Source organism: Nonomuraea sp. NPDC001699, from assembly GCF_053596455.1.
Genome location: NZ_JBSFGF010000033.1, coordinates 33,609 through 45,956 on the forward strand (window position 1 = coordinate 33,609; position 12,348 = coordinate 45,956).

The 12,348-nt window shown below is 73.1% G+C and carries 8 protein-coding genes; 4 read left to right on the forward strand and 4 right to left on the reverse strand.

Annotation, left to right across the window (positions count from 1 at the left end; all coding sequences use genetic code 11):
- Positions 1 to 3 precede the first annotated feature (3 nt).
- The gene (locus ACWCSU_RS47990) at positions 4 to 3,549 is read right to left on the reverse strand and encodes a S8 family peptidase (protein WP_449943224.1); all 3,546 of its coding nucleotides are present in this window, start codon (positions 3,547 to 3,549) and stop codon (positions 4 to 6) included.
- Positions 3,550 to 3,768: 219 nt separating this feature from the next.
- Here ACWCSU_RS47990 and ACWCSU_RS47995 point away from each other — a divergent pair, with 219 nt between their 5' ends.
- Both ACWCSU_RS47995 and ACWCSU_RS48000 read left to right on the forward strand, forming a co-directional pair.
- Positions 3,769 to 4,692 (forward strand): hypothetical protein, encoded by a 924-nt coding sequence (locus ACWCSU_RS47995; RefSeq protein ID WP_449943227.1) that lies wholly within the window; start codon positions 3,769 to 3,771, stop codon positions 4,690 to 4,692.
- A 112-nt stretch (positions 4,693 to 4,804) separates the two neighbouring features.
- Entirely contained in the window at positions 4,805 to 5,323 is a 519-nt protein-coding gene (locus tag ACWCSU_RS48000) for an RICIN domain-containing protein (RefSeq protein WP_449943229.1), read from the forward strand.
- 124 nt (positions 5,324 to 5,447) lie between these two features.
- Here the strand turns inward: ACWCSU_RS48000 and ACWCSU_RS48005 are convergent, their stop codons facing one another.
- A complete protein-coding gene (locus ACWCSU_RS48005; RefSeq protein WP_449943231.1) occupies positions 5,448 to 8,192 on the reverse strand; it encodes a helix-turn-helix transcriptional regulator in 2,745 nt (914 codons plus the stop codon).
- A gap of 67 nt (positions 8,193 to 8,259) precedes the next feature.
- Here ACWCSU_RS48005 and ACWCSU_RS48010 point away from each other — a divergent pair, with 67 nt between their 5' ends.
- Both ACWCSU_RS48010 and ACWCSU_RS48015 read left to right on the forward strand, forming a co-directional pair.
- Entirely contained in the window at positions 8,260 to 9,483 is a 1,224-nt protein-coding gene (locus ACWCSU_RS48010; protein WP_449943233.1) for a GNAT family N-acetyltransferase, read from the forward strand.
- Positions 9,484 to 9,557: 74 nt separating this feature from the next.
- Positions 9,558 to 10,118 (forward strand): hypothetical protein, encoded by a 561-nt coding sequence (locus tag ACWCSU_RS48015; protein ID WP_449943236.1) that lies wholly within the window; start codon positions 9,558 to 9,560, stop codon positions 10,116 to 10,118.
- Here the strand turns inward: ACWCSU_RS48015 and ACWCSU_RS48020 are convergent.
- Both ACWCSU_RS48020 and ACWCSU_RS48025 read right to left on the reverse strand, forming a co-directional pair.
- On the reverse strand, positions 10,085 to 11,959 hold the full coding sequence (locus tag ACWCSU_RS48020; RefSeq protein WP_449943239.1) for an nSTAND1 domain-containing NTPase: 1,875 nt from the start codon (positions 11,957 to 11,959) through the stop codon (positions 10,085 to 10,087). The genes ACWCSU_RS48015 and ACWCSU_RS48020 overlap by 34 nt on opposite strands.
- 161 nt (positions 11,960 to 12,120) lie before the next feature.
- Positions 12,121 to 12,333, reverse strand: a complete 213-nt coding sequence (locus ACWCSU_RS48025) for a hypothetical protein (protein ID WP_357707661.1) — start codon at positions 12,331 to 12,333, stop codon at positions 12,121 to 12,123.
- Positions 12,334 to 12,348 lie beyond the last annotated feature (15 nt).

Sequence of the window (12,348 nt, forward strand, 5' to 3'; positions counted from 1 at the left end):
CGATCAGTAGGCCTTGATCACCGTCTGGCGGACCGAGTTGCCGGCCGAGTCGGTGGCGGTGACCCGCAGCGACGGGTGCTGACGCAGGACGACCGCGGTGTAGCGTCCGCCGCCGAGCGCGACCACCGGCTGCGCCCGCCACGTCGCGCCGTCGTCGTACGACAGCTCCAGCTTCAGGTCCTTCGCGCGCGCTCCGCTGACGCCCTCCTGATGCCGTACGGCGAAGCCCACCAGACCGGGGCGCTCCGGACGCACGTCGTAGTCGATCTGCAGCAGCGGCAGCACCCCGTCGCCCGGCTTGGAGCGGAACGTCCAGGCCGTCTCGGTCGCGGTCGCCGTGGTCCACTCCTCCGAGGTGCGCCTGGTGGACAGCTCCAGCCGGTAGGCGGCCTCCTGCGGCGCGGCGGGGAACGCGCCCCAGGCGGCGTCACCCTCCGCCACCAGCTTGCCGTCCCGGTAGAACCGGGCCGACGCGGTGTCGTTGTCGACACCCGCGCGGGAGACGTGCCCGGAGGAGTCCACGAACTCGGGGATCCGGATGTCCATCGTGTCGCCCTCGCGGGTGGAGGGCTTGAGCCAGGCGGGGATCGCCGGGCGGACCACCGGGGCGTGCCAGCTCTCGCCGGTCCGCGTGCCCGGCTGGTAGGTGCGCGGCTGCTCGGTCATGCCGTCGAGCAGCCGGCCCATGTCGTCCCAGACGTACTGGTGGTTGACGAGGTGCTGCCAGTAGGAGCCGTTGGCGCTGACGTACTCGGTGCGGCGCAGCGGGGTCTTGACGATCCGCTGGGTCTCCATCTGCTGGCCGAGCGAGTACGACTGCCAGGGCCGCCAGCCGAAGCGCTGCTCCTTGGCCCAGGCGAAGCCCCCGTTGTCGGCATATGTCGTGTCGACACGGGCGGTGTTTCGGTCGTTCACCTCATACACGATCTTGTCCGGCACGCGCCCCTCGGAGACCTGCATGACGTCGTAGAGGTAGGGCGAGTCCATCTGCCCGGTGACCTCCAGCTTGGCGTTGCCCTTCGTCATCCGCTCCAGCATCCGCCGGCCGTCGTCGTTCGCGACCACCAGCGCCGGGATCGGCAGGTCGGCGCCGAGCGGCCGCCACCCGTGCCCGAACGCGTCGTCGGGGGGCAGCACCAGAACCACGGCGGCCGCACCCGCCTTGATCGCGGCCCCGGACGGGTCGGCCCAGTCGATGTCCTCGCTGCGGATGACCGCGGCCTTGCCCTTGGACCCGGCCGCCCCGTCGGAGAGCCGCCACATGTGCCGCCCGTCCACGCCCGGCGACCTGCCCAGGAACCCCATCGGGAACGACTCCGCACCGGGCACCCGGGCGGTGAGCTTCGGCGCGACGAGCTGCCAGCGCGAGGCGAACTCGAACGACCCGTCACGTACCGGCTGGGTCGGCGAGACGTTGAGCCCCTCGATGACGTCGAAGTTCATGACGCCCTGGGAGATCTTGCGCGAGCCGAACGCGCGATAGGTGAAGTAGGTGTAGATGCCCACCTGCTCGGTGGGTTCCTTCGTCCTGATGGTCACCGGGGTGGTCTTGCGGAAGTCGAGCACCACGTCCAGGTCGCGGTCGACCTTGAGCTCGGGGATGACGACCATGCCGTCACGCGGGTGCATCCGGCCCCAGCCGCTGCCCAGGTTGAGCGACTGCGTCATGTACGTGCCCTCGGGCACCTCCACCGTCAGCCCGTCCTCGGGCAGCCAGGTGAAGACGTCGTCCAGCTGCGACGCGCCGAACATCGACAGCGTGTCGGCGCCGGTCCGGTCGCCCGCGGCGTCGATGGCGGTGAAGCGGACCTTGTGCTGCGGTCCCTTCCAGGTCAGCGCCAGCGTGGTGTGCACCTGCTCCGCGCCCCCGGTGGCGGCGGCGGTGGCGGTGACCAGCCCGCCGTACCGGCCGAAGGAGAGCGCCGCCAGGTTCACCGTGACCTTGACGTCGGCGGTGCCGCCCGCCGCGACCGTCACGGACCTGGCGCTGAGCTCGGCCCCTTCGAGGGTGGCGGCCAGCTCCAGCGTGACCGGCGCGGCCGTGCCGTTGGTGTACGTGATCGTGCCCCCGGCCGTGGCCGGGCCGTCGCCCTGCTGGTGCTTGCCGAGGTCGACCACGCCGGTCGCGGTCACGCCCTGGCGCACCGCGCGGGCCACGTCCAGGCGGCCGGCGCCGGCGTCGTCGATCGGCTGGCCCGCGATGGGCTTGGCCGAGCCGACCAGCGCATCCTTGATCTGCCTGGCCGTCCAGTCGGGGTGGCGTTGCTTGACGATCGCGGCGGCCCCGGCCACGTGCGGCGTGGCCATCGAGGTGCCGGAGGCGGCCGTGTAACGCTCGTCCACCGGCTCGCCCATGCTGGTGCCCGCCGCGCGGGCCGCGACGATGGCCACGCCGGGGGCGGTGAGGTCGGGCTTGGGCGCGTCGTCCAGGCGCGGGCCCCGGCTGGAGAACTCCGCGAGCGCGTCCTTGCTGTCGACCGCGCCGACGGTCAGCGCCGAGGTCGCCGCGCCGGGCGTGCCGATGGAGTAGGCCGCGCCGTCGTTGCCCGCCGCGACCACGAACAGCACGCCGGTGCGCTCGGTGAGGGTGTCGACGGCGAGGCTGAGCGGGTCGGTGCCGTCGGTCGCGCCGCCGCCGAGGCTCATGTTGATCACCGACGCGCCTTCGGCGGCGGCCCACTCCATGCCCTCGATGACGCCGGACAACATGCCCGAGCCGTCGTCGCCGAGCACCTTGCCGACCATCAGCTCGGCGCCGGGGGCGACGCCCTTCCTGCCGTCGCCGCCCGCGATGGTGGCGGCCACGTGCGTGCCGTGCCCGTTGCCGTCCTGGACGCTCGGCTCGCCGGTGAACACCTTGCTCTGCTTGACGCGTCCGGCCAGGTCGGGGTGGGTGGCGTCGACGCCGGTGTCCAGCACGGCGACCTTGACCCCCTTGCCGTCGAACCCGGCCTGCCACGCCTCCGGCGCGCCCACCTGCGGCACGCTGTGGTCGAGCGTGGCCTTGACCTTGGCGTCCAGCCAGATCTTCGTCACGCCCTGCGACAGGGTGGCCCGCGGCTCGTCGAGCGACTTCCACAACTGCCCGATCGTGCGCTTGTCGGCGGCGACGGCCCGGCCGTTGACGCTCTCCAGCTCGGGCGCGGTCGCGGTCTTGGGCGCGGAGCCGTCGTAGAGGAACAGCAGCGGCAGCTTGTCCGTCTTCGCGTCGTCGTACCCCTGGGCGATCAGCCGGGTGACCGAGAACAGGCTCGGGTCCAGCCGCTTGGCCGCCAGGAAGGGGACGATGTCGCTGGGCAGGACCCGCAGCTCACCGTTCTCCTCGGTGGTGCTGAACGCCATGCGTTCCCGGCCCGGCCCGGGCTTCACCTCGACCGCGCGCCGGCCCGCCTCGGCCTCCCTGACGGTCACCACGTCCCCGGTGATCAGCGTGACGCGGTGGACGCTCCCGCCGGCGGGCTCGGGCGCGGCCGCGGCCGCGGATAACGGGGAGCTCAGCAGGGCTGCGGTGGTGACTCCTGCCACCGTCACATGGGCGGACCAGTGCATGGGGGTGAAACCTCTCGTAGCAACAACTAGTGCACACGAGAGTGGGTGACGGGGTGCCCGGCGCGCCAGGTGTCGGACGTGCCGTTTGTCCGCCATGTCGCGATTACGACACCGGACACCTCCCGCCGGGCCTTGACCCGGGCGGCCCCGAATGTCCTGTCCGGCATTTCCGATATGTTCTCTTTGTCGTGTCTTTGTACTGTCTTGGGGGAATTCTCGGTGCGCGCAATACCGCTGATCGCGGCTCTCGTCCTGAGCCTGGCCGGCTGCGGCGCGATCCCCGGACTGCCACTCCGGCCCGCCCCCACGCCGCCGCCCGCCGCCTCACCGGCCCCGACGCCGAGCGCCGCCCCTTCCGTGAGCGGCAGCCCCACCCCCTCCGCGACCAGGGCCGCCCTCACCGTCCCCCAGGCCCGCCAGGCGCTGCGGACGTGGCTGGGCACGTACAACGCGACGCTCGGGAAGCGCCAGTGGTGGCGGTCGAACGCCCGGCTCGACGCGCTGTTCCTGGAGGGCGCCCTGTACGAGGGCGTGCTCGAACGCAGCCGGGAGGACCTCGGATGGCGGCCGGCGCACAAGCCGATCAACCCGGCCGGCACCCCGGTGATCTACCTGCCCAGGCCGGAGCGGCAGCCCTCGGCCGGTGACTGGTTCATCGCGCAGGCCACCTACAAGGACACCAAGGGCCACAGCCGCCCGCACGTGCTCGCGTTCTTCCGCTCCCCCGGACAGTCCTTCAGGCTGGCCGTCGTGACGCCGCTGCACTGGGGGCAGCGGATGCCCAGGCCGCTGCTCGACGCCGACGGGTACGTCACCGACATGGACGACGCCGTGGCGGGCGCCGTGGCCGAGGAGTACCGGAACTTCTGGAACGGCGAGAAGAAGAAGGAAGGCGACTCCGGCTACCGCCTGGCCAGGAACAGCTACAGCCGCCAGGCGTTCCCCCGGGTCAACAAGGGGATGTACGTCGGTTTCGCCGGCCACGGCTCCGTCTTCGGCTTCCGATCGGCGGACGGCGGCATGTTCTTCCTCTTCGCGCTGCTCAACGACGCCAAGAGCGTCAACAACGTACTGAGCGAGGCGCTGCTCGTCCCCAAGGGCAGCAGGACCATCCAGGAGCTCGGCGGCAGCTGGTTCTCCTGACGTCGCCGCCTCAACGGGCCAGGAAGGCGTCACCTTCTCGACAGGTCACTCTGGGTAATCATGCGCCTACCTTGTGTATGCACTACCGGCCCGCAAACGTGGAGGAGTCCCCATGCCCGTCAGTCCCCTCGCCCGCCTTCTGGCCACGTCCGCAGTCGCCGTGGTGGCCGTGGCCGTCGCCCCGGCCGCCGCCTCCACGGCTCACGCCGCCCAGGCCGGCCCACCGGTGTGCCTCGACGCCACCAACAGCCGCGCCGACAACACCGTCGTCCGCCTGTGGACCTGCCTCGACCACCCCAACCAGAAGTGGGTCATCCAGAACGGCCACATCAAGGTCGAGGACACCATCGGCACCGGACGCGAAGTCTGCCTCGACACCACCAACAGCCGCGCCAACAACACCAACGTCCGCCTCTGGACCTGTCTCAACCACCCCAACCAGAAGTGGGTCATCCAGAACGGCCACATCAAGGTCGAGGACACCATCGGCACCGGACGCGAAGTCTGCCTCGACACCACCAACAGCCGCGCCAACAACACCAACGTCCGCCTCTGGACCTGCCTCGACCACCCCAACCAGAGGTGGGTCGTCCAAGGCGGCCAGATCAAGGTCGAGGACACCCTGACCTGACCCTGCTCCCCCGCCGACGGCGGGCGGCACGGAGGAGCAGCCGACCGGGCCCCGGCGCGGGTCCGGCGGCAAGGCTCCGACCCGGGTGCTTCGCCATGACGACGACCTGCGGCGGGCGACCCGCTCACCGGTCCGGGGAGGACCCCGTCAGCCCGTCGCGGAAGGCGATGGCCGCCGCCTCCGTGCGGGTGGTCGCGCCCAGTTTCGCCAGGATGTGGGAGACGTGCACACCCGCCGTACTCGGCGAAATGTGCAGCCGGGCGGCGATCTGCCGGTTGCTCAGCCCCTCGGCGATCAGGGTGAGCACGTCGCGTTCGCGCTCGGTGAGCCCGTCCCGGGCCGGCCTGGGCCGTCCGAGCAGGGCGATCTCGCGGGCGAGCGGCGCGGCCCCCAGGTCCTCGGCCAGCCGCCCGGCCTCCCTGAGAAGGGCCGTTCCGCCGGGCCGGTCGCCCGCCGCCAGCGCGGCCCGCGCGCCGTGGAACAGGCTCAGCGCCAGCTCGTACGGCTGCCGCAGTTCCCGCCAGGCGGCCGCCGCTCCGTCCCAGCCGTCGTCCTCGACCAGCGCGCGCAACATCACCTGCCAGCCTCGGTCGAACGGCCCCTCCACGCCGAGCCGATCATCGACGGCGACGAGTTCGGCCTGCCGGGCCGCGACCCGCTCGCCGGGCGCGCCGCGGTCGAGCCGGGCCCGCTGCACCAGGGCGCCGGCGACCAGGACCGGCCGGGCGTCGCTGCTGTAGACCCGGGTGAGCGCCGGGTCGGCCAGCGCCCGGCCCAGCAGCACATCGGCCCGTTCCGGGTCGCCCTGGGCGACGGCGAGCAGGCAGAACAACTGGTGGCGGGAGAACAGGCTGCCGCTCCCCGCGTGCTCGACCGCCGCGGCGGCGTCGGCGGCGGCGGCCAGGTCCCCGCGCAGCAGCGCCAGGTGCCCGGCCAGGACGCGCAGGGCCTGGCGCGACAGCGGCGGCGGATCCTGCTGGAGGCTCTCCGCCAGCAGGGCGGACGCCTCGTCCCACCGCCCGGCCAGGATCAGGCCGTGCGCGGCGTGGCGGGCGAGTTCGGCGCCGCGGCTGCGGCCCAGCCCGTACCGGCGGGCGTGGCGGATGCCGTCGCCGGCCGCCTCGACGGCGCGGTGCTGGTCGCCGGCCTTGGTGTGCAGCGTGGCCTCGTACATGGGGACGGTCATGAGCAGGTCGGGGCTGTCCAGCCGCTCGGCCAGCGTACGGGCCTCGGCCAGCATCCCGAGGTCGCGCGTCATGGACCCGACCCCCAGCAGCCCGCGGACGGTGACCGTCGCGTCGCCGGTACGCCGGCCGATGCCGAGCGCCTCCACGAACAGGTCGCGCGCCCTGTCCACCTCGGGCAGCAGGCCCATGGCCAGCACCCCGAGCAGCCGCCCCCGCTGGACGCCACCGGGTGCGGCGGCCAGCAGGTCCAGGGCGCGTTCCCAGTCGGAGACGCCGGTCGCGTTCAGCCGGTGCGACAGCCTGCCCCGAAGCTCCAGGAGGTGGGCGGCCCGCTCGGGTTCGCGCCGTTCGTCCACGGCGGCCAGTCCCGCGGTGGCGTGGTCGATGCCGCGGGCGTACTCGCCGCTGAGCATGGCGGCCTCGGCCGCCATGGTCAGGACGCCGACCCGGTCGACGCCCAGCCGGGCCCGCGGGTCCCACAGTTCGAGGACCTGGTCGAGCATGCGGACCTGTTCCTGGTAGGCGTAGGACCTGCGCGCCTGCCCCGCGGCCAGGTAGGCGGCGGACAGCGCCAGCCCGCGGTCACCGGCGGCGTAGGCGTGCGCGGCCAGCTCGGCGTGGGCGTTGCCGTCGCGCAGGGCCTCGGCGTAACGCGCGTGCAGGCGTGCCCGCTCGCCGGGCAGCAGATCCTCGTAGACGGCGTGCCGGATCAGCGCATGGCGGAAGTCGTAGCCGTCCCCTACCGTGACGATCAGGCTGCGGTCCACGAGCTCGCGCAGCAGGGCGTCCAGCTCGGTCCCGTCCTGCCCGGCGACCTCCGCCAGCAGCAGGTGGGCGACCCGCCCGCCCGCCACCGAGGCCAGGCGCAGCAGCTCACGGGCCGGGCCCGGCAGTGAACGCGGGCCGTGCAGCAGCAGGTCGCGCAGGCTGTCCGGGGTGCGCTCGCCGGCGCGCGCGAGCGCCTCGACGAACAGCGGATTGCCGTCGCTGCGTTCGTGCACGCGGAGCACGGCGTCGGCGTCCGGTTCGGCGCCGAGGATGGCGGCCAGCTGGCGGCCCACGTCCTGCCGGTCCAGGCGGTCCAGCCGCAACGCGGTGGCGCGCGGGCGGCGGGTGAGCTCGGACAGCAGCGGCCCGTCGGCGGTCTCGTGCGGCCGGTAGGTGATCAGCAGGAGCACGCCGGGCCGGGTCAGGTTCCTGGCCAGGAAGCCGAGCAGCTCGCGGGTGGCGGCGTCGGCCCAGTGCAGGTCCTCGACCGCGAGGACGACCGGCTGGTCCGCGGCCGCCCGCTCGACCAGCGTCAGGACCTCCTCGTACAGCCGGTGCTTGCCGCCCTCCGCCTCACCGGCCTCCCCCAGCTCGGGGAACCAGCGGGCCAGCTGCCGGTACGGCCCGGGCAGCACCCCCTCGACGCGGATGAGCCGGCGCAGCACCGTCACGAACGGCGCGTACGGCAGGCCGTCGCTGCCCAGCTCGGCGCAGGCGCCCTCGACCACCCGCACCCCCGGGCCCAGCGACCGCGCGAACTCGGCGAGCAGCCGCGACTTGCCGATCCCGGCCTCCCCGGCCACCAGCGCCACCGCGGGCCCCTGCTCGACGGCGGTGTCCAGGGCCGCCACCAGGGCCGCCAGCTCCTCGCCCCGGCCGACGAACACCGGGCTGACCACACGCTCCGCCACCACCGCGCCAGCATATAAATACCTGGATCACCCGATGTGCGACGCCTGTTTACCCGGCCACCCTCGAAACATGACAGCCACCTACCCGCTGCGGACCATCGCCGCCCACGAGCTCGACACCTGGGCCCGCATGATCACCACGACGTACGGCCAGGACTGGCGCGAGGGCGGCCTCCGGAACGCCGCCGTCTCCATCGAGCCCGAACGCACGATCGCGGCCTTCGACGGCGAGGAGATCGTCGGCGGCGCGTCGATCTACGGCCGCGTCATGACGATCCCCGGCGCGGCCGTCCCCGTCGCCGGCATCACGCTCGTCGCGGTCCTGCCCACGCACCGGCGCCGCGGCATCCTCACCGCGATGATGCGCAAGCAGCTCACCGACCTGCACGAGTCGGGCGGTGAGCCGATCACCGCGCTCAACGCCGCCGAGGCCACCATCTACGGCCGGTTCGGGTACGGCATCGCCAGCCACGTCGCCGAGATCCAGGCGGACAAGAGGCTCATGGCCCTGCGGCCCGGCACGGACCTCGGTGACGGGAGGATCCGTCTGCTCGGCCGCCAGGAGGCCCGCCCGCTGCTGGAGAAGGTCTACGACACCGTCCGCCGTGGCGCGGTCGGCTGGGTGGACCGCACGGAGAAGTTCTGGCAGGCGCGCCTGGCGGACGGCGAACGCGTCCGCGACGGCGGGACGGAGCTGCGCTTCGCCGTCCACGCCGAGCCCGGCGGCGAGGTCACCGGCTACGTCCTCTACCGCTCCAAGGAGGCGCTGGTGCAGGTCATCGAGGTCGCGGCCGCCACCAGGCAGTCCTACGCCGCCCTGTGGCGCTACCTGATCGACCTCGACGCGCACTCCGGCCTCACCTACGACGGCGCCGTCGACGAACCGCTGAAGCACCTGCTGACCGACCCGCGCGCCGCCCGCACCGCCTTGATCGACAACCTCTGGGTCCGCCTGGTGGACGTCGACCGGGCTCTGACGGCACGCCGCTACTCGACCCCGCTGGATCTCGTCCTGGAGGTCCAGGACCCGTTCTGCCCGTGGAACGCCGGACGCCACCACCTGCGGGCCGACGGCGACTCCGTCACCTGCGAACGCACCGAGGCCCGGCCCGACCTGCGGCTGACCTCCGCCGAACTCGGCGCGGCCTATCTGGGCGGCACCACCCTGTCGTCCATGGCCGCCGCCGGCCGGGTCGAGGAACTGCGCCCCGGCGCGGTCACCGCCGCCTCGCTCGCCTTCCGCGGCGAGCGCGCGCCCTTCCACCCCTCGGGCTGGGCCTTCCCCGCCTTCTGAAGGGGCCGCCAGGTGGGTGCGGCGGCTTCTTCCGAGGCCGCGCGGCGGTGAGGGGGAGCGGCCAGAATCGAGGCATGCCCGATGCCACGCTTCTCCCGGCCGTCGTCTCCGCACTCGGTGGCGTGATCGGCGCCCTCAGCGCCCTGGGCGGCGTCACCCTGACCAACCGCGCCGCCGCCCGCAAGGAGGAGCGGGAGGCCCGCCGCCGCCGTGAGGAGCAGCGGGAACAGCAGCGCGACGAAGCCTGCGCCAACCTGCTGGGCGGCGCCCGGAAGCTCCGGCTGCAGATCGAGGTCGCCGCCCACCGCCCCTGGGAGGACATGAACCAGCGGCTGGCCGCCATCGAGACCCAGGCGGCCCTGCTCGGCGACCTCGCCGCCCGCGTCGCCGTGCTCTCCCCCGGCCCGGCCGCCACCGCCGCCCGCAGGCTCGCCGAGGCCGGCTACGAACAGGCCAGCCGCGCCGCCCAGGCGACGAAGCTGACCTACGACGTCGAGGGCCAGTTCCTGAAGGGGGAGATGGTCGGGCCGCTGGCCTTCGAGGAGCTGGACGCGAGCTGGGAGGCCTTCAACCGGGCGACGTCGGACCGGGAACCGTCGGATCAGAAGGCGCTGGACCCGCCGCCCAGGAGCTGAAGCGCCGCCTGGTGCTGGTGGGGCGCCAGCGCCGGCGCGGTGGCGGCCAGCGAGAGCCGGGCGAGGTCGGCGGCGCCGGTGCGGTTGCCGCCCAGCTCGCGGACCCGGGCGGCGTACAGGAGGGCGGGCCCGTTGCCCGAGCCGGCGGACAGCGCGGCCTGCACGTCCTCCTCGGCCTCGCCGGGCCGCCCCATGGTGCTGAGTGCGAGCGCGCGGGCGGCGCGGCCCTCCGGGCGCAGATGGCGCCCGACCTGGTTCAGGTCGCGCAGCGCCGCCTCGGGCTGGCCGAGGTCGGCGAGCATCTCGCCGCGCGTGCGCAGGGCCTCGGGGGCCCGGGAGTCGGCGTTGAGGACGTCCGTGAGCACCGTCACCCCGGCGCGTGCCTGGCCGACCAGCCACAGGACGCGGCCCAGCTCGGTCTGCAGGGCGGAGTCGGCCGGCGTGCGGTCGACGGCCGACCGCATGGTCTCCACGGCCTCGGCGTCCTTGCCCTTGGCCAGCAGCGAACGCCCGATGGCCGCCAGCAGCCGGGCCACGGCCGAGTTCTCCTGCACGGTCTCGAACAGCGCGGCCGCCGTGCGGTAGTGGTCGACGGCCTGGGCGGGATGGCGGCGCAGGTGCGCGACGTCGCCGAGCCGCGACTCGGCCACGGCCCGGATCGACAGGTCGTCCTCCTCGGCGGTGGCCAGGGCGGCGTTGGCCAGGCGTTCGGCGGCGGTGAGATCGAGCCTGGACAGCGCGGACTCGGCCGACTCCAGATACCGCTCTGGGGTGATCTCGCCGGTCTGGAGCTCGGGCACGTCCACCCGCATCAGGGGGGCGGCCAGCAGCTCGTGCCGCAGCCGGTACGCCGTGCCGCCTTTGAGCACGTGTTCGTCCTCCAGGGCCCGGAGCACCGCGGCGGAGAGCTCCTCGCGCGTGATCCCGCCGGTGCGCCCGGGTGCGAAGGCACGCTGCAACGCCGAGGTCAGCCGCAGGGCCGACACGTTGTGGTCCCTGGCGACCTCTCTGATCGCCCGCCCGCACAACAGCGTGAGCGACCGCTCGACGCCCGGCCGGGTGCGCACGTCCTGGACGGTGATGCCCGGCGTGTCGGCGGGCAACGACGCCCACAGGTCCGAACACGCCGCCTGGAGCAGCACCGGATCGACCCCGCCCGGCCCTCCCGTGCGGGACACGATCTCCTCGGCCGCGCCTTCGGCGAACCACCGCCCGCTGCCCCGGATCGGGCCCTCCACGGCCTCCAGCGCCTGCCGCTCCGTCAGCGGCCCCAGCCGGTACGGCTCCAGAGGCCCCAGCGCGCTCTCCAGATCACCGAGACGCTCCTCGCGGATGGACACCAGCATCCGCAGATCCGGCATCTCCTCGATGACCTCGCGCATCTGGGCGAGGAAGTCGTCGCGGTGGGCGCTCAGCTGCGGCGGCCCCTCGAACACCTGCTCAACCCGGTCGACGACCACGGACCGCACGGCGTTCCCGCGCAGGAACTCGTAGATCGACAGGCCCACGAGCCGATGCGGCGGCACGGCCGGGGACCACGTGGACAGCAGCGCCAGCGCATACGGGTTGTGCTCGGGTACGGCGCCGAGCGGGAGCGGAGGTGCGCTCAGCGGGCTCCCGACGGGCACGGCGGCGGACACGATCCTCGCGTTGATCAGCGAGGTCTTCCCCACCCCCGACGCCCCGGCGAGGACGGTGACGCGATGCCGCGCCCAATGCCGGGAGAGCTCGGCCGCCACCTCGTCCCGCCCGAAGAATTGACTGGCCTCATCCGTACGAAAGGGACGACCGCCAACATATGGATGCCTATCGACATCATGGGACATCATGCTGATGGTCATCCCGATGGCCTCATTCGAATCCGGCGGGCGGCGCCCGGTTCGGCGTACGAGGCGATTTTAGGGTGGCCGAGAGAGTGGAAATGGCGCGACCCACCGCGCGGGACGCGGACGGTGTCCTGCATGGCGGTCGCCTCCCAAACGCAGTCGGCGAACAAAACGGGTCATATGGATTGATTGAACCCAGGGAGGAATCCACTCTGGGCGATCGCCCTCTTGACCGCCTCCGCGAAGACGGACGGGTCGTCGTCCGAGAGGGCCGCGATGTCTCGTAGTGACGCCTCAGAGAGGTCGAACGAGCCCTCGCCGCCTTCCTCTGGACTCTTGTGCACACCTTCCTCCTGTGTCCCCGCCGGGCGGACGGCCGCAAAGCTCACCCGCTACAGCATCGC

What these genes read in the sequence shown, in the direction of transcription:
- ACWCSU_RS48010 (WP_449943233.1), top strand. Translation starts at nt 8,260, where the DNA reads ATGACAGCCACCTACCCGCTGCGGACCATCGCCGCCCACGAGCTCGAC.
- ACWCSU_RS48020 (WP_449943239.1), bottom strand. Translation starts at nt 11,959, where the DNA reads ATGACCATCAGCATGATGTCCCATGATGTCGATAGGCATCCATATGTT.
- ACWCSU_RS48015 (WP_449943236.1), top strand. Translation starts at nt 9,558, where the DNA reads ATGCCCGATGCCACGCTTCTCCCGGCCGTCGTCTCCGCACTCGGTGGC.
- ACWCSU_RS47990 (WP_449943224.1), bottom strand. Translation starts at nt 3,549, where the DNA reads ATGCACTGGTCCGCCCATGTGACGGTGGCAGGAGTCACCACCGCAGCC.
- ACWCSU_RS48000 (WP_449943229.1), top strand. Translation starts at nt 4,805, where the DNA reads ATGCCCGTCAGTCCCCTCGCCCGCCTTCTGGCCACGTCCGCAGTCGCC.